This is a genomic window from Aeromonas mytilicola subsp. aquatica, from assembly GCF_044336385.1.
In the GTDB taxonomy this organism is placed as follows: domain Bacteria; phylum Pseudomonadota; class Gammaproteobacteria; order Enterobacterales; family Aeromonadaceae; genus Aeromonas; species Aeromonas rivipollensis.
On record NZ_CP172298.1, the window covers coordinates 1343908 to 1366324 of the forward strand.

The following is a 22417-nucleotide window of genomic DNA, read 5'->3' on the forward strand; positions in this document are numbered from 1 at the left end:
GACAGGAACGCCCCGCATTGCGGGGCGTTTTGTTAGCTCGACTTGTTGCCCTGGCTGCGGGGCGGGTTCATCACCAGCCCCAGCAGGCGGTGGAGGTGGGCTATCTGCTCGGTGAGCTGCAGGTTGAGCCAGAGGTAGCCGCTGATGGTGGCCTCGTCATCGGCCCCCGGGCGCACCTCGGCCTGCACCTCTGCGGCCGCCGCCTGCAATCTGGCTATGGCCTGCTCGGCGGCGCTGCTGTCGCCGCTCTTGAGCATGAGGGCGAGCTGGATGATCACCGCCTCGGTGGCCTGCTGGCAGGCGCGCAGTCCGGGGTGGCTCTGCATCAGGAAGTGGCTCTGGCGATCGCGCCAGTAGGTGTTGGCCAGCATCTCCAGGGTGCAGAAGGTGTTGCGCATCGTGGTCTGGACGGCCTCGAACAGGGTGCTGTTGAGGCGGGTCTCCTTGACGGCGGGTGCCAGCAGGGGGCGCAGGCTGACTATCTTGGTGAGCAGGCGGGCGTGGCTTTGGGCCAGCCTGGGGCGCTCCAGAATATTGGGGGAGAGGTGGGTGTGATAGAGACGCCCGGCCTGCTGCAGGCTGTCGTGCATCTGCAGTCGCCAGTGGGTGTAGGCCCGCTGGGGGTAGATGCTGCAAAACAGCAGGGCCAGCATGGAACCCAGGATGACGTCGCCGCTGCGCCAGAGCGCCGTCTCTATGTCTCCCGGCACCCCGCCGACTATGACTCCCAGGGTGATGCCGATGAGCAGCCCCACATAGGGGCGCTTGCCGAGCGCCAGGTAGCCGCACAGGAACATGATGGCGCAGCACCAGACCAGCATCAGCGGCAGGGAGTAGAGCTCCAGATAGAGGGCCACCACACCGCAGGCGGCGCCGAAGATGGTGCCGACCACCCGTTGCAGCGCCCGGGAGAGCACGTTGCCCCAGAACGAGATGGGGCCCATCACCACCACTAGCGTGATGAGGGGCCAGGTGCTCTCCGGCAGCTTGAGCTCCCGGGTCAGCAGGAAGGTGAGGGTGAAGGCCAGGGCGATGCGCAGGCCGTGGACCAGGCGGTAGCGACCATAGATCAGCAGATCGAAGCGGGAGAGCGGCGTGTTCAGGCGCAAGGGAGTCGTCTCATGTCAGGTTGATCTTCTCGTGTTGCCGTGCCGGCTGACGCTCCCCATCAGGGCAAGAGGCGGATCCGGACCCGCTCACCTGGGATGATGGCCGATCGGGCGGGGCATTCGATCACGCAGTTGGCCAAGGGCAGGGCAGAGGGCATGAAAGCACTTGCCGGGCGCACCTGCAAGCAGCCGCTGGCATCCTGGCTGAGGTGGCCGGGCAGGTAAGCCTCCCCCGCCGGATTGGCAATGGCCTCCAGGGCCAGGGCGAGCAGGCGCAGCGGCGGCGACAAAGTGGGCTGGCCATGGCCATCCTGCCGGGGCAGCCGGGCGCAGATGAAGTCGGCGATGGCGTCCAGGGCCTCGAAACGAAACTGGGGCAGGGTGGTTGCCTCGGGCTCATCGCTGATGAGCGCCACTATGTCCGGGTCGTCCGGGAACAGCAGGGGCCTCCCGAGGGCGCGGCGATGGAGCTCTATCTTGGGAAAATGGTGATGCTTGAACCCCTCGACCAGCAGCAGATCGAGCCGCTCCCAGTCGAAGCGGGCCAGCAGTGCCTCCAGGGAGGGCTCTTGCTCCGGGGTCTCGCAGATCAGGGCGTGGCGCAGGGAGGAGGCCGCCATCACCTGGCGGGCACCGGCCTGGCGCAGGCGATGGCTGTCCTTGCCCGGCTTGTCCATGTCGAAGTGGTGATGGGTATGCTTGAGCACCCCGAGCCGCAGGCCGCGCTGGCCGAGCAGCGGGATGAGGCGCTCCAGCAAGGTGGTCTTGCCGGTGCCGCTCCAGGCGACGAAGCCGAGCAGGGGCCCTGGGGCGCTCATGGTCGCAGGCCCCCCCCCGCCAGCGGCTCCTGATGTGACAGGCTGGCCTCGTAGGCGGCGAGCTCGGCCGGGCTGTTGAGATTGACGAAGGCATCAGGCGCATCGGCAAAGGGCACCACCGTCATCCGGTGGCGGGCAAACCAGGCCCCCGTCTTGCGCTCTCCCTCTGCCAGGGCCAGTTGCAGTGAGGGCAGCAGGGCGCGATGGAGCAGGGCGACCACGGGTTGCAGGTGCTGGCCGTCGTGGGCCACCACCAGCTCGCTCTGCGGCGTCATGGCGGCGCGAAAACGGGCCATCAGATCCCGTGGCAGGGCGGGGCCGTCACAGGGCACGAACAGCACCCAGTCGTGGCGGGCGGCGGCAAGGCCAGCCTGCATGCCCGCCAGCGGCCCCTGAAAGTCGGCCTGCGCATCGCCGATGACGGGGGCCAGCGCCCGGTAGCGCTCCTCGCTGCGGTTGGCGTTGATCAGCACCTCGTCCACCTGGGGGCGCAGGCGCTCGAGCACGTGGACTATCAGGGGCTTGCCCGCCAGGGGCACCCAGCCCTTGTCGTCGCCCCCCATGCGGGTGGCACGGCCGCCGGCCAGGATCACGGCGGAGACGGGGAAGGTGAGATCGCTGCGGCTCATGGGGCTCCAGGGGTCTGTGAGGTGATATGCCGCCTGTTCAGCGTCTGCTCTAGCAAGGGCGCTTGCGGCATCGAGTGTCTGCCGATCTTGCGCCAAGCGCCCCGCCGGGGCAAGCCCGGCGGCCATGAGCCCGGCAGGAGAGGGGGCTTTGGCCGCAGGGTATGCCCAAGCTCACAAAACCGAATCCCCAAACGTCATATGATCCCCTGCAATCTGAGTCTTGCTCTCCTGCCTAATGGCAACTTCATGTAAATCAAAGAGAATGACTATGGCTACCGGACAATATCTGCTGTGGAAAGACGCACAGGGAGAGGATTTTCGCCCCGTTGCACTGACAGGCACCGATCTGCTCAACGATCGCAATCTCAACAAGGGCACCGCCTTCACCGAACAGGAGCGGGCCGACTTCGAGCTCGATGGCCTGCTGCCGCCCCAGGTGCAGACCTTCGAAGCCCAGCTGGAGCGGGTCTATCAGGGCTTTTTGAGCGCCTGCAGCGACATCGAGAAGTACCAGAACCTGCGGGCCTTGCAGGATCGTAACGAGACCCTGTTCTACGCCCTGCTGTCACGCCACGTGGAGGAGATGACCCCCTACATCTATACCCCGACCGTGGGCAAGGCCTGTCAGGAGTTCAGCCACCGCTTCCAGAAGCCGCGCGGCCTCTACATCACCCCGAAGAACGTCGATGACATGGGCTCCCTCGCCCGCCACATGGACGCCAAGGCGGTGCGCATCATAGTGGTCACCGACAGCCAGGGGATCCTCGGCATCGGGGATCAGGGGGTGGGGGGCATGGGCATCCCCATCGGCAAGCTCTCCCTCTATACCCTGGGGGCTGGGATCCATCCCGCTTGCTGTCTGCCCATAGCGCTGGACGTGGGCACCGACAACCAGGCGCTGCTGGATGACCCCATGTACCTGGGTCAGCCCCACAAGCGCATCCGCGGCAAGGAGTACGACGACTTCATCGACAAGTTCGTGGCCGGGGTTAAGCGCCACTTCCCCAACGCCGTCTTGCAGTGGGAGGACTTCAGCAAGTCCAACGCCTTCAACAACCTCTCCCGCTACCAGCAGACGCTGCCGTCCTTCAACGACGACATCCAGGGCACAGGGGCCGTGGTGCTGGCGGGCATCATAGGGGCGGTCAAGTCCAAGGGCGAGACCCTGGGCCAGCAGCACTACCTGGTCTATGGGGCCGGGGCCGGCGGGGTCGGGGTGGCGGATCAGATCTGCGCCGGGATGATCCGCGAGGGGCTGGACCCGCAGGCGGCCCGGGATCGCATCTACATCCTGGATACCCAGGGGCTGGTGTGCGACAACCGCGAGGGGCTGGATGAATACAAGCGTCGCTACGCCAAGCCTGGCCTGCTGCTGGCCCAGTGGGATCTGCAGGGCAAGGCGGGGCTGACCGAGGTGCTGCGCCACGTGCCCATCAGCGTGCTGCTCGGCACCAGCGGCGCCGGTGGCGCCTTCCAGGAGGAGCATATCCAGCTGATGCTGGCCCACTGCGAGCGCCCCATGGTGTTCCCCCTCTCCAACCCCACCGCCAACTGCGAGGCGCTGCCGGAGGACATCTTCCGCTGGAGCCAGGGCCGCGCCATAGTCGCCACCGGCAGCCCGTTCAAGGACGTGCACCATGAGGGCCAAACGTTCAGAATCGGGCAGGGCAACAACGTCTTCATCTTCCCGGGGGTGGGGCTGGCCGCCATCGTCAGCCAGCTTCGCGAGATAAGCCCGGAGATCTTCACCACAGCCGCCTTCGCGCTGGCCGAATGCGTGGATGAGGCGGATCTGGCCCGGGGCACCGTCTACCCGCGGATCAGCGAGCTGCGCAGCATCTCGGTACACGTGGCGACCGCCGTGCTCAAGGACATAGTGCGCCGCGACCCCTCCCACCCGCTGATTGGCCAGGATCTGCAGCAGCACATCCTGAGCCACATGTGGGAGCCCGTCTATCTGCCCTACCGCAGGGTCTGAGGAGCGCGCCGGGCCTGATGGCCGCGCGGATAAAATGAAAGAGGGTGGCCCTGGCCACCCTCTTCTTGTTGACCCGGTCGCTCCCCTCAGGGGCTCGGGCCGCTCGCCACTCAGGGCTGACTGGGCGGTGGCAGCAGGCTGTCGTCGACGCTGCCGTCACCTCTTAGCTTGTTGCCATTGGCATCGACGGCGTCCACGCCGTTGTCATCGACGCTGCCGTCACCTCTTAGCTTGTTGCCATTGGCATCGACGGCATCCACGCCGTTGTCATCTATGCTGCCATCGCCCCTGAGCTTGTTGCCATTGGCATCGACGGCGTCCACACCGTTGTAATCTATGCTGCCGTCACCCCTGAGCTTGTTGCCATTGGCGTCGACGGCATCTCTGCCCTTGTCATCCCCCCGCCCGCCGGCATCTTCGCCCCTGCCGCTGTCATCGCTGCCGTGGCCGCCGCTGCGGTCATCGCCCCCACCATTGTTTCCGTTTTGGCTACTATTGCCGCCACCGCCACTATTGTTTCCAGAATTGCTACTATTGCTCCCGCCACTGTGGCCGCCACCTCCGCTGCCACTGTTGCTGCCGCCTCCACCACTGTTGCCGCCTCCGCTACCACTGTTGCTGCCGCCTCCAGCACTGTTGCCACCTCCACCACTGTTGCCACCTCCACTGCCACTATTGCCGCCGCTTCCGCCGTCACCCCCTTTGTTGTGAACGATCAGCGAGTTGGCGATATAGCTGTGGCTGCCATCCAGAATGAGGTTGAACAGCGCCGTCGTGGGCGGGCTGTCGACCCAGTAGAGAGACTCGACCAGCAGCTCGGCGGGTTGGGCCGCCAGCGCCAGATTGCCAGTGAGCGCGACCGCTGCCGGTCCGCACAGGATGCGCATGCCGGTAAAGAGCGGCTGCACCGCCAGGGTGGGCTGCTCGGCGCGGGTCATGGCGGGTGCGATGGCCACCCAGCCGCGGGTGCTCAAGAAGGGGTGCTCGGCGGTAAAGAAGGGGGGCAGACGATTGAGCCCGTAGAGTCTCCGGTTGCCCAGGATGACGCGCTCGACCGCCAGGATCCTGTTGCTCTGACCATGCTGATCCAGCACCCGTTCACCGGCTTGCAGCGTTTCGATGGGGCGCTCGCTGCCATCGGCCATCAGGATGCGGGTGCCAGCGACGAAGCAGGACTTGGCGTGGGCCTGGTTCGGCTGCCATTGGTGATGGTCGAAGTCATAGCTGAAGGGGGTGGCAAACAGGGCCAGGGCGATGGCCGATCCCAGCAGCAGTCGGCGCTGGCTGGGTTTGAACGAGGGCAGTGACATGGGGAGCTCCTTGTCTGGCTGGATTCACGCAGTCAAGTATAGAGGCCAGCTCGCTGAAACCCTTGCCATGCTATCTCGCCAGAAAAACGATTGGCGTCGGCCACAAAAGTGCGTAAAATCGCATACTCGATGCTTGTAGCAACGAATCCCGCCTAAAAAGCCAGTTTCATGCCCTCCCCAAGCAGTGAAAGGTAACGAATGACGCCGAATAGCGCATCTAATGCCTTGAAAAAGTCTTGTGATGACTGAAAAGTGTCAATTATCCCTGTCAGTTATCAAAAAATTAAGGATACCCATGTTTTCCTTGGTCAAGCAAAGCGTCGCCGGGCTGCAAATTCTGTTTGTTGCCTTTGGTGCCATGGTTCTGGTGCCCCTGCTCACCGGATTGAACCCCTCCATGGCCCTGCTTGGCGCCGGTGTAGGCACCCTGCTGTTCCAGCTCTGCACCCGTCGCCAGGTCCCGATCTTCCTCGGCTCCAGCTTCGCCTTCATCGCCCCCATCATCTATGCCACCCAGACCTGGGGCCTGCCCTCCACCATGTTCGGCCTGTTTGCCGCCGGCTTCATGTACTTCATCCTGGCGGCACTCATTCGCGTGCGCGGCATGGGTTTCGTGCACAAGCTGCTGCCGCCCGTGGTGATTGGCCCGGTGATCATGGTGATTGGCCTGTCGGTGGCCCAGGTGGCCTGCAACATGGCCATGGGCCGTGCCGGGGCCGAGCAGGTGGTGGCGCCTGCCACCGCGCTGACCCTGGCGGGGATCTCCCTGGCGGTGACCCTGATCGCGGCCGTGTTCTGCAAGGGCTGGATCAAGCTCATTCCCATCCTCTCCGGCGTCATCGCCGGCTATGTGGCCGCCGTGCTGATGGGTCAGGTGAGTTTCGATGGCATGGTCAACGCCCCCTGGCTGGCGCTGCCCCACTTCGAGACCCCGGAGATCAACTGGGCCGCGGCGCTCTTCATGCTGCCGGTGGCCATAGCCCCCTGCATAGAGCACATTGGTGGCGTGCTGGCCATCGGCGGTGTGACCGGCAAGGACTACACCAAGGATCCCGGCCTGCACCGCACCCTGGCCGGTGACGGCATCGGCGTCTGCTTCGCCGGTTTCATCGGTGGCCCCCCCGTCACCACCTATGCGGAAGTGACAGGTGCCGTGATGATCACCCGCAACTTCAACCCGGTCACCATGACCTGGGCCGCCGTGTTCGCCATCATTCTGGCCTTCTTCGGCAAGTTCAACGCCCTGCTCACCTCCATCCCCATGCCGGTGATGGGCGGCATCATGCTGCTGTTGTTCGGATCCATCGCCGCCATCGGTCTCAAGACCCTGGTGGAGTCCAAGGTGGATCTGGGGCTGGCCCGTAACATCGCCATAGTCGCCGTGACCCTGACAGTCGGTGTCGGCGCGCTGGAGATGAAGATAGGTGACTTCGCCCTGGCCGGTGTCGGCCTGGCCTCGGTGGCCGCTATCCTGCTCAACCTCATCCTGCCCCAGCACTCCGAGGAGGGTGCCATGGAGTCGGCCAAGGACTAAGCGCACTGAGCGACGACCCCTCAGCCACAGCTATCACAAGAGGCCACCCCAGGGTGGCCTCTCTCTTTCCCGGCTCAACCTCATCTTGCCCCGGCACTGCGAAGAGGGTGCCATGGAGTCGGCCAAGGACTAAACGCCCCCTCAGCCGCAGCGATGACAGGAGGCCACCCTTGGGTGGCCTCCTGCTTTTGTAGTGCCCGGCCGGGAGGGCCTTGATCCCTCGGGGCTCGGCCTGGCGACTACAATCAGTGGCGTTGTTCACAGTCAAGGAGACGAACATGAAGACGAGATGGATCCTGGCCCTGCTTGGGCTTATCTGGGGGGGCGCGGCCCAGGCCGGTGCTGTGCGCTACCAGGTCGACGGTCAGCCCTTCGAAGGATATTACCTGGCTGCTGCCGACAAGCAGGCGCCCCTGGTGGTGCTGGTTCACGACTGGGACGGGCTGACGGATTACGAGGTGAAGCGGGCCGAGATGCTGGTGGCGCTCGGTTACAGCGTGTTCGCGGTGGACCTGTTCGGGGCAGGGGTCAGACCGACCGCCGTGGAAGAGAAGAAGAAGCTCACCGGGGCGCTTTATCAGGACAGACCCAGGATGCGCAAACTGTTGCAGGCAGGGCTCGCCGAGGCAGGCAGGCAGGGCGGCCGGCTCGACAATGCGGTGGCGATGGGCTACTGCTTTGGCGGCGCCGCCGTGCTGGAGCTGGCCCGCAGCGGCGCTAGCCTCAAGGGGATCGTCAGCGTCCACGGGGGGCTGGAGACCCCGGCCGGTCAGAACTACGAGCAGACCAGGGCCAGCCTGTTGATCCAGCATGGCAGCGCGGATCAGGCGGTGTCGCTGGGCCAGTTCGCGGCCCTCATCACCGAGCTGGAGAGCGCTGGCATCCGGCATGAGGCGACCAGCTACAGCGGCGCCCCCCATGCCTTCAGCGTCTTTGGCTCGGACAATTACCGCGCCGATGCCGATGCCAAGTCCTGGCGGCGCTTCACCGAGTTTCTCGGCGAGGTGACCAAGGGGTAGGGCAGCCTTAGGCGGCGAAGCGGGATCATGCCGCCAATAGCCCCGCGTGGCTGGGCACCACTGCTTGCCGGGTCAGCAGAAGTTCAGTGGCGCTGGTTATACTGACTCGATGAGGTACTTGTATCTGGCCAGCGCCCCCGGGGCACCGGACGGTGAATGCTGATAACGGGTCACAGGGATGGCCTCTGACCCGATTCTGGCGCGGGAGGCCCCCTCAGCCCCCGCACACGAGACACGAAGGAGTAATGACATGCGTCTATGGACTCATATTCTGGCCGTTCTGCTGCTGGTTGGTTGTGCCAAGGGGGATACCCCCGCCGAGCAACGCAACCACATTCAACAGATGCGCCAGCAGACCCTCTCCACCCTGTATGGTCAGGATGCGGGCACCAGACAGGAGGTGGCAAGATCCAAGGGTTATGCCGTCTTCACCAATGTGAACAACAACCTGCTGGTACTGAGCGCCGGCAGTGGTTATGGGGTGCTTCGTGACAACCGCACCGGTCGCGACACCTACATGAAGATGGCGACCGCCGGCATGGGGATCGGCATGGGGATCAAGAAATTCCAGGCCGTGATCATCTTCAACGATGCCGCTGCCCTGGACAGATTCATCACCACAGGGTTCGATGCCAGCGCCCAGGCGGATCTGGCCGCCAAGTCGGCGGACGATGGCAAGGTGGTGGTCAGCGAGGCGGCCAATGCCGACTTCCAGAAGGTGAAGATGTACCAGCTCACCGAGAAGGGGGTGGCGGTGCAGGCTACCATGCAGGGCTACAAATACTGGCCGGATGACGATCTCAACGGCACCAAATAACGCCCAGACATTAATGGCCACTGCGCGGCGCTCATCAGAGCGCCGCGAGCATTTCTGCGGCCTTGAACCGCGCTAGGCGGGCTTGTCCAGCGTCAGCACCCTCACCCACATGGCCCCTTCCCCCACATGTTGGCGGGATGAGAGGCTGAGCTCCCCCGTCTGCGCCGCGATGCGGTGCACGGCCAGGCTGTGGGACTTCTGCCCTGTGGCGATGAGATAGTGGCCGCTGTGGTCGATGGCAAAACCACGGGGACAGGATTCGGTCGGGAAGTGGCCCAGCAGGGTCAGGGCGCCGTCCTCCTCGTCGACCCCGAACAGGCTGAGCAGGCTGCTGGCCCGCTCGCTGGTGTAGAGAAAACGCCCATCCGGGGTCAGGTGGATGTCGGCCCCCCAGCGCTCTCCCTGATAACCCTCGGGCAGCATATCCAGGCTCTCCCGCGCACCGATGCAACCATCCGCCTCCCTGTGGTAGCGGTTGAGGGTGCAGTCGAGCTCGTTCAGGCAATAGAGATCGCCATTGGTGGGGTGCAGCGCCAGATGGCGGGGCCCGGCGCCGGGGGCGGTGTGGATGTCACCGAGGGGATGGGGGCTCAGGTGACCATCCTCTCCCAGGGTGAAGCGGCGAATGACATCCTCCTTGAGGCAAGCCACCAGCAGCTCCTGCTCGCCCTGCTCCGTTGTCAACAGGGTCACCGAATGGGCAGCCATCAGCCGGTCGATGCGCTGGTGGGGCGCCAGCACCCGGCCAGCGTCGTCCATGGGCGAGACGCTGACATGGTCGAAGGCGTAGGAGGCGGCAAAGAAGAGGCGCCCGGTCCCATCGGTGCAGCTGTGGGAGGCGCTGCCATCGAGCGGCGCCGAGCTGGGCGCTCCGAGCCGGCCATCCGCGGCTATGGGGTAGCTCAGCACCCGAAAGTCGGGGCGTACCCCCGCATAGAGCCAGTTCTTGTCCGGGCTGATGACCAGGGGCTGCACCTCGCCGCCGGTCTGGACTTGCTGCAGCGGGGCCAGCTCGCCTTCTTCCAGTCGAAACACATGGATCAACCCGCTCACCGGGTTGGCCACATACACCACTTGTTCCATTGCACGCTCCAGAGAAAAAGAGTGCCCAGCGAGGGGCAGGGAGATAAGGCATGGTCCCATGGATGGCGCCCGCCATCCACAGCCTCATGGCGCCGCGTCAGGGTCGGCTCAGGATCTCTTGTATGACGGGCACCACCGAGAGGGCCAGCAGGGCCGCCATGGCATGGTTGAACCGGCGGCGGGCGAGGGCATTGGTCAGCCAGCGCTTGAGCAGGGTGCCGCACAGGAGCCAGAGCCCGACGCAGGGGAAAGAGACGATGAAGAAGGTCAGGGCTATGGTCAGGTTCTGCTGGTGGAAGTCGGCCCCCGCGCTGGTGAAGGCGGCGATGGCGCCGGTGGCGACCACCCAGGCCTTGGCATTGACCCATTGGAACAGGGCGCCCTTGAGGAACCCCAGGGGGCGGGCAGAGGCGTCTCCCGTCACCTCGTCGGCGGAGCGGGCAATCAGCCAGGCGAGATAGAGCAGATAGAGGGTGCCGACACACTTGATGACGAGGTGCAGGCTGGGGAAGAGGGTGAACAGCTGGCCAAAACCCAGCCCCACCAGCAACAGCATCAGGGTAAAGCCGACGCAGATCCCCATGAGCAGCGGCAGGCTGCGCCTGATCCCGAAGTTGGCGCCGGCGCTCATCACCATGATGTTGTTCGGTCCCGGGGTGACAGATGCCGAGATGGCAAAGAGCACCACGGCGTAGAGATAGTCCATGAGATCCTCGTGGGTGACATTCCGTTGTCTTCCCTATATTGGGGGCCTGCTCCCGCTTTCAAGTCCGGCTGCCCGGGTAAAAAAAACAGGCTCCAATGAGGAGCCTGTTTGCAGGGGCAGGAGGTCGGCATCAGGCCGGCTTGCCACCATTGGGCGGCGGCAGGGCCGGGCGGGACTCTATCTTCTGCTCGTCCCCTTGTCGGTTCTTGATGTGGACGTCCATCTGGTTGAACGCGATGTCGATGCCGTGTTCACGGAACAGTACGTCGATGCGGCGGTTCAGCTCATCGATGGCCGGGTTGCGATCCCCGAGCTCGCTCACGAAGAAGCGCAGCTCGTGATCCAGGGTGCTGGGGCCGAAGGTGAGGAAGTAGACGATGGGGGCTGGGTCCTTCAAGACCCGGCTGTTCTCCGTGGCCGCCTGCATCAACAGCTTGCGGGTCAGCTCCAGATCCGAACCATAGGCCACCCCGACCCGGGCGATGACCCGGGTGACGGTATCGGACAGGGACCAGTTGATCAGTCGCTCTATCATCAGCTGCTGGTTGGGGATGATCACCTCCTTGCGGTCGAAGTCGGTGAGGGTGGTCGAGCGGATGCGGATCTTGTTGACCGTGCCCGAGATGGTGCCGATGGTGACAGTATCCCCGATCCGTACCGGGCGCTCGAACAGTATGATGATGCCCGAGATGAAGTTGGAGACTATCTGCTGCATGCCAAAACCGATACCGACCGAGAGACCGGCGGCCAGCCACTGCAGCTTCTCCCACTGGACACCCAGCATGGCCAGCGCGGTGAGCGAGCCCATCCCGATCAGCACATAGTTGAGCATGGTGGTGAAGGCGTAGGCGGTGCCCTGGGCGAGGCGCAGCTTGGAGAGCACCAGCACCTCCAGCAGGCCTGGCAGGTTGCGGGCCAGCGACAGGGCAGCCCCGAACAGGAAGAGGCCGGTCAGCACATCGCTCAGGCTGATGGGATAGAGCACGGCGTTGGCACCTGTGCCCTCGCTCTTGTGCCACAGCACCACGCTGTCGAGGTAGGTGAAGACAGCGACCAGATCGGACCAGAGCCAGTAGAAGGCGACGCCGAACACCAGCAGCAGCATGATGCGGGTCAGGCGCAGGGACTGCTGGCTGACCTCTTCCAGATCCATGGGCTGCTCTTCGATGGCCTCGCCCCCTTCCGCATCTTCCGAAGGCTTGTGCTCGCGCTTGGCGACGGCGCGGCGGTAGGCCAGACGGCGGGCCGCCAGCTCCAGACCACGCAGGGCGGTGCGATAAACCAGGCTCCAGATGATGATGAGGTAGAAGGATTCGATCAGGCGACCGGTCAGCTTCAGGGCCGTGTAGTAGTAGCCGAGCGCCGCCAGCACCATCAGGGCCACAGGCGCCAGCGCCAGGGCGACTGCCGTCATGGTCTGCAGCATGCTGGCCTCGCCCTTGATGCGGGCGCGGGAGATGGGCAGCACCAGGTAGGCGGTCAGACCCAGCAGCAGCATGGTCAGCGCCTGGCCGATGACGTCATTGCCCAGCGATGATGGTTCCACCACCGCCTTGGTCGACAGCATGATGAGGGGCAGCAGGGGCAGCCAGAGGTAACGCATGCTGGTGCGCTTGGCCTGCAGCTCGTCCCGCGGGATGCGGAAGTGGCTCTCGCCAATGCCGCCGGGGCGCATCACCGACAGGTAGACGCTGAACACCAGGTAGCCCAGTGCCAGGTTCAGGGTGATCTGGAAGATGAGGCGCGGGCTCAGCAGGCCGCAATAGGCCAGCAGCAGGCCGGCGGCCAGGATGAAGAGGGTACCCGGCAGGCGCTGCAGCACGGTGTAGAGCAGGGCGCGCGGGGTGTGCCACTGGCTGTCTTGGCGGAAGCGGCCGAGATCCTTGGCGATCTTCTGCTGGCGCTTGACCAGGGTCGGACGTTTCCACAGCAGCAGGCCACCCACCAGCAGCAGCGGGAAGGCGAGCAGGGAGACCGCCAGCAGCATGTCGCCCCAGCCTTGCCAATCCGGCTTGAGCACCCAGTCGGAGACCTGCTTGTAGGCATGACCCGGCCAGTTGATGAACCACTTGCCATCGATGGGCTTGTTGCTGCTGACCCAGAAGATGTGCTGTTGCAGGGTGAATTCGATGGAGGCATAGATGCGCGTCAGCTGCTGCTGGGTGAGCTGCAGGCTGATGGCGTTGGTGAGCTGGGCATCCATCTGGCGGTTGAGCTGATCCAGCAGGCTGATGCGGGTATCGATCAGCTTGACCAGGTTAGCCTTGTCCTCTTCGCTGACGGTCTCCCTGCTGTTGGCGATCAGGTTGTCCAGATACTGGCCCTTCTGGAACAGCTGATCCCGTTGCTGGCTCAGTTCAAACTGGGCCAGGTGCAGGTCGGCTATCTGCTCTTCCAGGTTCTTCACCAGGGTGGAGGGGGCGGCCTCCAGCTGCTGGTAGAGCTGATAGAGGATGCGGGAGAGCAGCAGGTTGCCCTTGAGCATCTGCACCTGTTCGTTCAGGTTGCGCTCGGTCTGGGTGCCGCGCTCCAGCCAGCTCTTGGCCTGCAGGTTTTTCTGTGCGAGCAGGTTGAGGTTGGTGGTGGCGCTGATGAGCTGCTGGCTGAGCTGGTGGTTGATCTCCTGCTCTTTTTGCACCAGCGGGTTGTCCTGGGTGGCGACCAGTTCGCCGGTCTGCTCGGCGGCCTTCTCGGTGTCGCCGAGGCGCTTGGCGCTGCTCTGCTCCTGCAGGGCCTGCAGTTTTTGCTCCTCATGAGCGAGGCGCGCACTCTGGTAGTCGCGCTGCTTGACCGCCAGATCCTGCATGCTGGTGCGGTTGTCCAGATCCTTTTGCAGGTTGGCCAGTTGCAGGTCCAGCAATGCCAGCTCGGTATTGAGCTTCATCTTCTCGGCGCTGCTCACGCCGTCCCCGGAGTTCAGGCGAGTGCGGATCTCCTGACTGCGTTGATAGGCGCGGCTCATGTTGGCCTGGGCCCGCTCCGGCAGGGTTTGCAGGCTGGTGATCTGGCTGCCTATGGTGCCGAGGGCCTCCTGGGCATCCTGCATGTTGGCCAGCACTTCCGGCTGACGGCTCTCCAGCTCCGCCAGGCTCATGCTGGCGTATTCACTCTTGAGCTGCTCAGGACCCTTGTCCTGGGCCAGGGAGTCTATCTTGGCGCCTATCTCTTTCATTTCGCCGGGCAGGGAGCGTACCCGCTGTGTCAGCGCCTTGGCCTTGGCCTGCTCCTTCTCGATGCTGTCGAGCAGGGCTAAGGTATCGGTCAGCAACTTCTGATCCGCCTGCTGGCTGACGGTCAGGGTCTCTGATTTGCCGAGGGCATCGAGCGCCCGCTGTACCGTGGCGCGCTGGGGCAGATCCTGCGCCATGGCTTGGGGGGCGCAGAGGCTGATGAGTAAACAGAGCAGCGGCAACAGGGTGGCCGAGGCTCTTCTGAACTGTATTGAGGGCATAAAACGTCCGGGTGATTATGCGAGATTCGGGAGGTTTCCCACTGGGGGGAAATCCGCGTGGATTCTAGCACCGGCGCGAGAGAGGCAGCAGGGGGGAGAGATAAAAAAAACGGCGCCCCAAGGCGCCGTTTTATCGGTTCAAGACTGATTAGAGTACGTGAACGGAGGCGGTGTTGGTGGTACCGCTCGGTACCAGGGCACCGGAGACCATGACGACCACGTCACCCTTCAGGCCCATGCCGCTTTGCAGTGCCGCTTCTTTGCCGATGCGATAGAAATCGTCGGTAGAGGCGATGCTGTCAACCACGTGAGCAACCACACCCTTGGTCAGGACCAGCTGGGCAGCAGTTTTCTTGTTGGTGGTGATGGCCAGGATCCAGGCTTTCGGGAAGTACTTGCGAATGGCCTTGGCAGACTTGCCGCCTTCGGTGGCAACCACGATCAGCGGGGCATCCAGCTTCTCGGAGGTCTCGACGGCGCCTTTACAGACGGCTTCGGTGATGCGCAGCTTGTTGCTGTCGTTGGCAGCAGACAGGTTGGACGGCATCACGGCGTCGGTACGCTCGCAGATGGTGGCCATGATGGTCACGGCTTCCAGCGGGTACTTGCCCTTGGCGGATTCGCCAGACAGCATGACGGCGTCGGTACCATCCAGGATGGCGTTCGCCACGTCACCGGCTTCGGCGCGGGTCGGACGCGGGTTCTTGATCATGGAATCCAGCATCTGGGTGGCGGTGATGACCACTTTACGTGCCTTGTTGCACTTGGTGATGATCATCTTCTGGGCGAAGATCACTTCTTCAACCGGAATTTCCACACCCATGTCGCCACGAGCAACCATGATGCCGTCGGAGACAGCTAGGATGTCGTCGAAGTTGTCCAGGCCTTCCTGGTTTTCGATCTTGGAGATGATCTGGATGTTCTCGCCACCGTGGGCCTTCAGGTGCTCACGGATTTCCAGCACGTCTTCTTTCTTGCGGATGAAGGAGGCGGCAACGAAGTCCACACCCTGCTCGCAACCGAAGATCAGGTCACGCTTGTCTTTCTCGGCCAGGGCCGGCAGCTTGATGGAGACGCCCGGCAGGTTGACGCCCTTGTTCTCGCCCAGATCACCGTTGTTCAGCACCTTGCAGATGACTTCACGTTCGGTGATTTCGATGACGTCCAGACCGATCAGGCCGTCATCCACCAGGATGCGGTTGCCGACGCGCAGGTCGTTGGCGAAGCCGGCGTAGGTCACGGCGACTTTGTCCTTGTTGCCAACCACTGTCTGGTCGGTGGTGAAGGTGAAGGTCTGGCCGGCGACCAGAGAGACATCGTTGCCACCTTCCAGCTTCATGGTACGGATTTCCGGACCCTTGGTATCCAGCAGGATGGCTGCGTGCTTGCCGGTCTCGGCCATCACTTCACGCAGGTTGCGGATACGGGTGCCGTGCTCTTCGTAATCACCGTGAGAGAAGTTCAGGCGCATGACGTTCATGCCGGCGTCGAGCATCTTGCCGAGCATTTCTTTGGATTCGGTCTTGGGACCTATGGTGCAGACGATTTTGGTCTTTTTCATGTCAGTCTTCATGGTTAAGGAGTTTCCGCCGTGCAATATACACCAGTTTTTGGATACTTTTTATGATCCAGAAACAACGTTTTGAGCTAAAAACGCCTCAATTTGAAAGATAACGTTTTCGCTCACAGCTGATTTTAGGGGCTAAAATAATTGATTTTCCGCGAGTGAGGCCATTTGGTTCCCATTCCTCGCTCCCTCGATGGCCTGATCCCATGTAGTTAAATGACCAACAAGGGATGAGACCGCCAGCGAGGGAACCTGGGCCCCCTTCCCCCTCTGGCCGTCACCCAGTGTAGTCATTGGGCCGCCACAACGCAGGACGGGCGTCAGCGTCCGACCTGGCGCGTCGCCCATGCAGGCGGCGCGCCTGTTGCGCAGGCTTAGCCGAAGAACCAGTAACCGCGGTTGATGAGACGGGTCAGCAGTTGCAGGAAGCCAGCCTGATCGGCGAGCTCCACCATGTCGGCCTGGGTGATGATGTCCTTGTCGCACAAGAGCGAGATGGCGGCGGCGTCCTCGCTCGGCAGGGTCCAGGCCTCGCCGTCTATGTAGCAGCTACGGCTCTCGCCGCTGAACCAGACAGAGCGCAGCCCCGGCACCTTGATGGCGGGCTCGCCCTGGGTCAGCAGATCGGCCACTTCCTCGGCGCTGTAGTCAGGCTCCATGGGGCTCACGTCCAGATCGTGCTTGGCCTCGGAGATCATGGTGCCGAACCACTCCTTGAACAGGGTCTCGTCATCCAGGGCCTGTTGCATCAGCTCCCGCAGGCGGTGCAGCTCATGGGGCTGGATCTCGCCGTGACGGGTGCGGGGCTTGAGATCCGGGTCGCCGTAACGCTCGGTGCGCAGATCGTTGTCGATCAGGTGATCGGCAAAGGACGAGATAAGCGCTTTTGCGTCCGGTGCGCGGAAGCCCACGGAGAAGTTCAGGGAGGGCTCGATGGCGTAGCCCTCGTGGGGGAATCCAGGCGGAATGTAGAGGATGTCGCCCGGCTCCATGATGACGTCGATGATCGCCTCGAACGGCTCGCAGTGCAGCAGGGCGGCGTGGGCGGCAAACTCGTTGAGGGGATTGGCATCGCCGACCCGCCAGTGACGCTTGCCCTGGCCCTGGGTGATGAAGACGTCGTAGTTATCGATGTGGGGGCCGACACCGCCGTGAGGGGTGGAGAAGCTCACCATCACATCGTCAAAGCGCCAGCCCGGGATGAACTGGAACGGCAGCGCCAGCTCGTGCACCTCGGGGGCCCAGTGGTTGCAGGCCTGCACCAGCACTGTCCAGTTCTCTTCCCCCAGATGATCGTAAGACTCGAAGGGGCCGTGGGCCGCTTCCCACTTGCCGTCGAAACGGGTCACCAGGCGGGATTCGATGACCTCCTCCATGGCCAGGCCCGCCAGCTCGTCCGGGCTGATGGGATCCTGAAAGTCTTTGAAGCCGCCCTTGATGAGGAGCGGGCGCTTCTGCCAGTAATGCTCGAGGAAGTGGGCAATATCCAGATTGAGTTCGTACATGGTGCTTCTCGTATCTTGTGAGAGATCTTGCCCAAACTTGGCTTGGGCAAGGGCTCTGAAATGGCCCGATAGCCTATGACGCTATCGAATGGGCCAAAATCAACGGGGGCCCTGCCGTCATGACAGAGCCCCCGCCGGTTCGGTTTAGCCGCTTACTTCAGCAGATCGACCAGGCGCTGGGCCTGACCGAGGTAGTTGGCCGGGGTCAGCTTCTTCAGTTCGACCTTGACGGCCTCGGGCAGTTCCAGGGTGTCGATGAAGGTGCGCATCCCTTCGGCATCCACGCGACGGCCGCGGGTCAATTCCTTCAGCTTCTCGTAGGGCTTCTCGATGCCGTAGCGGCGCATCACTGTCTGGATGGGCTCGGCCAGCACTTCCCAGTTGGCGTCCAGATCGGCGGCCATGGCATCGCTGTTGGCTTCCAGCTTGGAGATGCCCTTGAGGGTCGCCTGATAGGCAATCAGGGAGTAACCCACGGCCACACCCAGGTTGCGCAGCACTGTGCTGTCGGTCAGATCACGCTGCCAGCGGGAGATGGGCAGTTTGCTCGCCAGGTGCTGGAACACGGCGTTGGCCAGCCCCAGGTTGCCTTCGGAGTTCTCGAAGTCGATGGGGTTGACCTTGTGCGGCATGGTGGAGGAGCCGATCTCGCCCGCTATGGTGCGCTGCTTGAAGTGACCCAGGGAGATGTAGCCCCACACATCGCGGTCGAAGTCGATCAGTATGGTGTTGAAGCGGGCCATGGCGTCGAACAGCTCGGCGATGTAGTCGTGGGGCTCGATCTGGGTGGTGTAGGGGTTCCAGGTCAGGCCGAGGGAAGTCACGAACTCCTCGGAGAACTGGTGCCAGTCCACTTCCGGGTAAGCGCTCACGTGGGCGTTGTAGTTGCCGACTGCGCCGTTGATCTTGCCGAGGATTTCGACCGCCATGATCTGCTTGTACTGGCGCTCCAGGCGATAGGCGACGTTGGCCATCTCCTTGCCCATGGTGCTCGGGGTTGCCGGCTGGCCGTGGGTGCGCGACAGCAGCGGCATGTCGCGGTACTCATGGGCCAGGCGCTTGAGCTCGCTGATGAGCTTCTCGCAATAAGGCTTGATGACCTGGTCGCGGGCGGTTTTCAGCATCAGGCCGTGGGAGTTGTTGTTGATGTCTTCCGAGGTGCAGGCGAAGTGGATGAACTCAGCGACGGCGGCCAGCTCAGGGTTCACTTCCACTTTCTCTTTGAGGAAGTACTCCACCGCTTTCACATCATGGTTGGTGGTGCGCTCTATCTGCTTGATGCGCGCGGCGTCCGCTTCGTTGAAGTTCAGGACTATGCCGTCCAGCACGGCATTGGCGGCCGCACTCAGGGCAGGGACTTCCGGGATCCCGGCGTGGCTGGCCAGTTTTTGCAACCAGCGCACCTCGACTTCGACGCGAAAACGCAGCAGACCGAATTCGGAGAAGATGGGACGCAGGGCATCGGCCTTGTCGCCATAACGACCGTCAATCGGGGAAACAGCAGTCAGCGCGGACAGCTCCATGGGGTGAACTCCTGATGTGTGTGGGGGGTTAGAAACTCAAAAACGTTTGGCCAGTTCCACCATCTTCTTGCGAGCGAAGATGATCTGGGTACGGCTGCCGCCAAGCTGGCGCCACAGCACGGCGGCGCGGATGCCCGCCAGCAGCAGGGCGCGCACCTTGTGCTGCACCAGGGGCTGCTGCAGGAACAGCGGGGTGCCCGCTACCTGGATCCTGGGGCCTATGGGGCTGATAAGATCGCTGTAGATGCTCGCCATGTTGGCCAGGATCTGCTCGTCGAGCAGATCGAAATGCTGTTGCTGGCGGCCGATCTGTCCGATCCGCTCCCCCAGCATGTTGAGAATGTCCTTGCGCTTGGCCAGCTTGCGCTCCAGCGCAATCAGGCTCACCACGTAGCGGGTCAGCTCGGCGTTCTTCTGGCTGCCGTCGGCCCCCAGCTGCTCCACCAGGGCGCGGTAGCCGTCGCGGATGGCGAGGTGGCTGCCGAACACTTCCAGGGGTTGCTTGGGATTGGTCACCAGCACGCTTTGCAGGCTCTCGCGCAGGGAGGCCTCGTCACAGCTGCCGTCACGGGCCACTTTTTGCACCAGATAGGCCGCCTGGCAGATGCCGGCGAAAGCCATTGTTCTGTCTTGGAATTTGTCGCTCACGTCTGCTGCCTTCTGTTAAGGATTCAAACCGGATGGCTGAAACGCTGTTCTATGATGCCGCCGCCCAGGCAGACTTCCCCGTCATAGAAGACGGCGGACTGGCCCGGGGTCACCGCAGCCTGTTTCTCGTCGAAGATGACACGAATGGTCTCATCGTCGATGGGCTGGATGAGGCAGGGGATGTCCTGCTGGCGGTAACGGGTCTTGACGGTGCAGCGAAGCGGTGCCCGGATCGGGGTGCGATCCACCCAGTGCAATTGGCTCGCGATCAGGCCATCGGAGTAGAGGCGGGGATGCTCCCCTTGCGCCACCACTAGCGTGTTGCGCTCCACCTCTTTGTCCACCACATACCAGGCCTCTTCGGTGGCATCCTTCATGCCGCCGATGCCGAGCCCCTTGCGCTGGCCCAGGGTATGATACATCAGGCCCTGGTGCTCGCCGATGACCTTGCCATCCACGGTTTCGATGGGGCCGGGCTGGGCGGGCAGGAACTTGGCCAGGAAGTCCTTGAACTTGCGCTCACCGATAAAGCAGATACCGGTGGAGTCCTTCTTCTTGGCGGTGATGAGCTCGAGCTGCTCGGCGATGCGGCGCACCTCCGGCTTCTCCAGATCGCCGACCGGGAACAGGCTCTGACCCACCTGGGCTTCGCTCAGGGTGTAGAGGAAGTAGCTCTGATCCTTGTTGTTGTCGAGACCGCGCAGCAGGCGCGGGCGGCCTGTGCTGTCGTCACGGCGCACATAGTGGCCGGTGGCGATGTAGGTGGCACCCAGCTCTTCGGCGGCAAACTCGAGGAACGCCTTGAACTTGATCTCCTTGTTGCACAGGATATCCGGGTTCGGGGTGCGCCCCGCCTTGTACTCTTCCAGGAAGTGCTCGAACACGTTGTCCCAGTACTCGGCGGCGAAGTTGATGGTGTGCAGCTTCATGCCCAGCTTGTCGCAGACGGCCTTGGCATCAGCCAAATCCTGGGAGGCGGAGCAGTACTCGTCCGTGTCGTCTTCTTCCCAGTTCTTCATGAACAAGCCTTCGACCTGATAACCCTGCTGCTGGAGCAGGTAGGCCGAGACGGAAGAATCCACGCCGCCGGACATGCCGACGATCACCTTGATTTGGCTGTTGTCTGTCATTAGTCGAAGTTACCAGTTCGTTTAAACGGGGCGTATTCTACCAGAGTTTTGCGCCCCCGGTCACATCTCCCTGCCGTCGTTCCCCTCGGGAGCCCGGCGGCGGGAAATCGTTTTTCTGCTGCTGGCCATCGAGGCCAAAAAAGAGTGTCAAATGACCTCAAATAAAGGCCTTGAGCGCCGACAGGGGCAGGCGGGTGCCCCCCAGATAGTCCTGGATGCACTGCCACACCAATGGGCTGCGCAGGGCCGGCTTGCACTCGGCTATCTCCGCCAGGGTGAGCCAGTGGCAGGCCAGCACATCGCCGTCGGGATCCTCTGGATGGTGCTGACCCGGCGCCTTTTCAAGGTCGAAGATGACGGCGGTGCGCACGAAGGTGGCCTCGCTGTCCGCTGGTTTGAACAGATAGACCCCGAGCCAGGCGCTGGGGGTGGCAGTCAGCCCCGTCTCCTCTTTCAGCTCGCGGCAGGCCGCCTCAATCAGGTTTTCCCCTGGCTCCACGTGGCCGGCGGGCTGGTTGAAGCGGCGCTGCCCCTTGATCTCCTCTTCCACCAGCAGGAAGCGACCCTGCCAGTGCACCAGGGCGGCCACCGTCAGGCGGGCGGGCAGGGGCGGGTGTTCGATCATGATGACTCCTTGTCGCCGGGATGACGGGCGGGTCTGCGGGCCGTGCCCCGGCCGCTGCTGCGGGGTTTGTTCTCGCCCGCCGTGGGTGATCCGGGTTTGCCCGTGCCGCGCGGCTTGTCCCGTTGCTGGGGCTGGCTCGCCCGGCGCGGGGCTTCGCCTGCCGGTTTGGCTGCGCTGCCACTCGCTCGGGGTGATAACGGTTTGCGCCTGGCCGGTGCCAGCTCGGGGGCGGGCAGGCTGCGGCTCTGGCCGGGTGCCAGCCCGTCTTCTTGCCAGTTACCCAAGGTCCAGTCGCCGATGGCGTAGCGGATGAGGCGCAGGGTGGGGTGGCCTATATGGGCCGTCATGCGCCTCACCTGGCGGTTGCGCCCCTCCACAATTTTGATCTCCAGCCAGCTGGTGGGGATCTCCTTGCGCATCCGTATGGGCGGGTTGCGCGGCCACAGCTCGGGTTCATCCATAATGCGCGCCCCGGCGGGCAGTGTCATGCCGTCGTTGAGCTCGACCCCGGCGCGCAGGGCAGCCAGTGCCTCCTCGCTCGGCACCCCTTCCACCTGCACCCAGTAGGTCTTGGGGGTCTTCTCCCCCGGCTGGGTGAGGCGCGCCTGCAGCTTGCCGTCGTTGGTGAGCAGCAAGAGCCCCTCGCTGTCTCTGTCGAGCCGCCCTGCGGCATAGATGCCGGGCTCTTTGATGTAATCCTTGAGGGTTTCGCGCCCCGCCTCGTCAGTGAACTGGCAGAGCACCATATAGGGCTTGTTCAGCAGCAAGAGCTTGCGCTCTGCCGGTGCCACCTCTGGTTTTTGCCCCGCCACTCTGGCGTCGCCCGCCTGCCGGGTACCGGCCCGTGAGCGGGCAAGGCCGGGCTTGTGGGCCTCATCCTGTGTGGGGCGGCCAGCGGCGCTGGTGCGGCCGGAGAGGGAGAGGCGGGGACGGGCAGGTTTCATCGCGTGCATACCAAAAACAGG

General features: G+C 63.5%; 18 protein-coding genes. 4 read left to right on the forward strand and 14 right to left on the reverse strand.

Annotated elements, in window-relative coordinates; genetic code table 11:
* Positions 1–32: 32 nt before the first annotated feature.
* From ACFWHB_RS06390 to mobA, 3 genes are read right to left on the reverse strand one after another with little or no spacing between them, the layout of a single operon-like run.
* Positions 33–1109 carry an FUSC family protein gene (locus ACFWHB_RS06390; RefSeq protein ID WP_163147863.1) on the reverse strand — a complete coding sequence of 359 codons (1077 nt, stop codon included), beginning with the start codon at positions 1107–1109 and terminating at the stop codon, positions 33–35.
* 59 nt (positions 1110–1168) lie between these two features.
* Positions 1169–1927, reverse strand: coding sequence for a molybdopterin-guanine dinucleotide biosynthesis protein B (gene mobB / locus ACFWHB_RS06395; protein ID WP_395949705.1), 759 nt, complete (start codon positions 1925–1927; stop codon positions 1169–1171).
* The gene (gene mobA, locus ACFWHB_RS06400) at positions 1924–2556 is read right to left on the reverse strand and encodes a molybdenum cofactor guanylyltransferase MobA (protein WP_395949706.1); all 633 of its coding nucleotides are present in this window, start codon (positions 2554–2556) and stop codon (positions 1924–1926) included. The genes mobB and mobA overlap by 4 nt, the downstream gene beginning before the upstream one ends.
* A gap of 268 nt (positions 2557–2824) precedes the next feature.
* Between mobA and ACFWHB_RS06405 the strand changes: the two genes are divergently transcribed.
* Positions 2825–4534 carry an NAD-dependent malic enzyme gene (locus ACFWHB_RS06405; protein WP_106886227.1) on the forward strand — a complete coding sequence of 570 codons (1710 nt, stop codon included), beginning with the start codon at positions 2825–2827 and terminating at the stop codon, positions 4532–4534.
* 110 nt (positions 4535–4644) lie between these two features.
* On the opposite strand, the gene ACFWHB_RS06410 is transcribed toward ACFWHB_RS06405, so the two are convergent.
* Positions 4645–5844: a Hint domain-containing homing endonuclease gene (locus tag ACFWHB_RS06410; protein WP_395949707.1), complete on the reverse strand. Its 1200-nt coding sequence runs from the start codon at positions 5842–5844 to the stop codon at positions 4645–4647.
* A 295-nt stretch (positions 5845–6139) separates the two neighbouring features.
* On the opposite strand from ACFWHB_RS06410, the gene ACFWHB_RS06415 reads away from it, so the two are divergent.
* From ACFWHB_RS06415 to ACFWHB_RS06425, 3 genes are all read left to right on the forward strand, one after another.
* Positions 6140–7378: a uracil-xanthine permease family protein gene (locus ACFWHB_RS06415; protein WP_162520060.1), complete on the forward strand. Its 1239-nt coding sequence runs from the start codon at positions 6140–6142 to the stop codon at positions 7376–7378.
* A 278-nt stretch (positions 7379–7656) separates the two neighbouring features.
* Positions 7657–8397, forward strand: coding sequence for a dienelactone hydrolase family protein (locus ACFWHB_RS06420; RefSeq protein ID WP_395949708.1), 741 nt, complete (start codon positions 7657–7659; stop codon positions 8395–8397).
* Between the two features lie 250 nt (positions 8398–8647).
* Positions 8648–9214 (forward strand): YSC84-related protein, encoded by a 567-nt coding sequence (locus ACFWHB_RS06425; RefSeq protein WP_106886231.1) that lies wholly within the window; start codon positions 8648–8650, stop codon positions 9212–9214.
* A gap of 72 nt (positions 9215–9286) precedes the next feature.
* On the opposite strand, the gene ACFWHB_RS06430 is transcribed toward ACFWHB_RS06425, so the two are convergent.
* From ACFWHB_RS06430 to ACFWHB_RS06475, 10 genes are all read right to left on the reverse strand, one after another.
* Entirely contained in the window at positions 9287–10297 is a 1011-nt protein-coding gene (locus ACFWHB_RS06430) for a 6-phosphogluconolactonase (protein ID WP_395949709.1), read from the reverse strand.
* Positions 10298–10394: 97 nt separating this feature from the next.
* Positions 10395–11003 carry a LysE family translocator gene (locus ACFWHB_RS06435; RefSeq protein ID WP_289977066.1) on the reverse strand — a complete coding sequence of 203 codons (609 nt, stop codon included), beginning with the start codon at positions 11001–11003 and terminating at the stop codon, positions 10395–10397.
* Between the two features lie 130 nt (positions 11004–11133).
* Entirely contained in the window at positions 11134–14454 is a 3321-nt protein-coding gene (gene mscK, locus ACFWHB_RS06440; RefSeq protein WP_111910242.1) for a mechanosensitive channel MscK, read from the reverse strand.
* A 148-nt stretch (positions 14455–14602) separates the two neighbouring features.
* Complete coding sequence (pykF, locus tag ACFWHB_RS06445) at positions 14603–16015, reverse strand: pyruvate kinase PykF (protein WP_025327713.1); 1413 nt, start codon at positions 16013–16015, stop codon at positions 14603–14605.
* A 380-nt stretch (positions 16016–16395) separates the two neighbouring features.
* Positions 16396–17526: a ribosomal protein uL16 3-hydroxylase gene (locus tag ACFWHB_RS06450; protein ID WP_303805877.1), complete on the reverse strand. Its 1131-nt coding sequence runs from the start codon at positions 17524–17526 to the stop codon at positions 16396–16398.
* A 152-nt stretch (positions 17527–17678) separates the two neighbouring features.
* Entirely contained in the window at positions 17679–19049 is a 1371-nt protein-coding gene (gene purB / locus ACFWHB_RS06455) for an adenylosuccinate lyase (protein ID WP_395949710.1), read from the reverse strand.
* A 36-nt stretch (positions 19050–19085) separates the two neighbouring features.
* A complete protein-coding gene (hflD, locus tag ACFWHB_RS06460) occupies positions 19086–19697 on the reverse strand; it encodes a high frequency lysogenization protein HflD (RefSeq protein ID WP_042653881.1) in 612 nt (203 codons plus the stop codon).
* 23 nt (positions 19698–19720) lie between these two features.
* Entirely contained in the window at positions 19721–20827 is a 1107-nt protein-coding gene (mnmA, locus tag ACFWHB_RS06465) for a tRNA 2-thiouridine(34) synthase MnmA (RefSeq protein WP_106886237.1), read from the reverse strand.
* Between the two features lie 157 nt (positions 20828–20984).
* Complete coding sequence (locus ACFWHB_RS06470) at positions 20985–21452, reverse strand: NUDIX hydrolase (protein WP_395949711.1); 468 nt, start codon at positions 21450–21452, stop codon at positions 20985–20987.
* Complete coding sequence (locus ACFWHB_RS06475) at positions 21449–22396, reverse strand: pseudouridine synthase (RefSeq protein WP_395949712.1); 948 nt, start codon at positions 22394–22396, stop codon at positions 21449–21451. The genes ACFWHB_RS06470 and ACFWHB_RS06475 overlap by 4 nt, the downstream gene beginning before the upstream one ends.
* Positions 22397–22417 lie beyond the last annotated feature (21 nt).

Excerpts from the sequence above, each read along its gene's own strand:
- mobB (WP_395949705.1), bottom strand. The coding sequence starts at position 1,927 with ATGAGCGCCCCAGGGCCCCTGCTCGGCTTCGTCGCCTGGAGCGGCACC.
- mobA (WP_395949706.1), bottom strand. The coding sequence starts at position 2,556 with ATGAGCCGCAGCGATCTCACCTTCCCCGTCTCCGCCGTGATCCTGGCC.
- ACFWHB_RS06405 (WP_106886227.1), top strand. The coding sequence starts at position 2,825 with ATGGCTACCGGACAATATCTGCTGTGGAAAGACGCACAGGGAGAGGAT.
- ACFWHB_RS06410 (WP_395949707.1), bottom strand. The coding sequence starts at position 5,844 with ATGTCACTGCCCTCGTTCAAACCCAGCCAGCGCCGACTGCTGCTGGGA.
- ACFWHB_RS06415 (WP_162520060.1), top strand. The coding sequence starts at position 6,140 with ATGTTTTCCTTGGTCAAGCAAAGCGTCGCCGGGCTGCAAATTCTGTTT.
- ACFWHB_RS06420 (WP_395949708.1), top strand. The coding sequence starts at position 7,657 with ATGAAGACGAGATGGATCCTGGCCCTGCTTGGGCTTATCTGGGGGGGC.
- ACFWHB_RS06425 (WP_106886231.1), top strand. The coding sequence starts at position 8,648 with ATGCGTCTATGGACTCATATTCTGGCCGTTCTGCTGCTGGTTGGTTGT.
- ACFWHB_RS06430 (WP_395949709.1), bottom strand. The coding sequence starts at position 10,297 with ATGGAACAAGTGGTGTATGTGGCCAACCCGGTGAGCGGGTTGATCCAT.
- ACFWHB_RS06435 (WP_289977066.1), bottom strand. The coding sequence starts at position 11,003 with ATGGACTATCTCTACGCCGTGGTGCTCTTTGCCATCTCGGCATCTGTC.
- mscK (WP_111910242.1), bottom strand. The coding sequence starts at position 14,454 with ATGCCCTCAATACAGTTCAGAAGAGCCTCGGCCACCCTGTTGCCGCTG.
- pykF (WP_025327713.1), bottom strand. The coding sequence starts at position 16,015 with ATGAAAAAGACCAAAATCGTCTGCACCATAGGTCCCAAGACCGAATCC.
- ACFWHB_RS06450 (WP_303805877.1), bottom strand. The coding sequence starts at position 17,526 with ATGTACGAACTCAATCTGGATATTGCCCACTTCCTCGAGCATTACTGG.
- purB (WP_395949710.1), bottom strand. The coding sequence starts at position 19,049 with ATGGAGCTGTCCGCGCTGACTGCTGTTTCCCCGATTGACGGTCGTTAT.
- mnmA (WP_106886237.1), bottom strand. The coding sequence starts at position 20,827 with ATGACAGACAACAGCCAAATCAAGGTGATCGTCGGCATGTCCGGCGGC.
- ACFWHB_RS06470 (WP_395949711.1), bottom strand. The coding sequence starts at position 21,452 with ATGATCGAACACCCGCCCCTGCCCGCCCGCCTGACGGTGGCCGCCCTG.
- ACFWHB_RS06475 (WP_395949712.1), bottom strand. The coding sequence starts at position 22,396 with ATGAAACCTGCCCGTCCCCGCCTCTCCCTCTCCGGCCGCACCAGCGCC.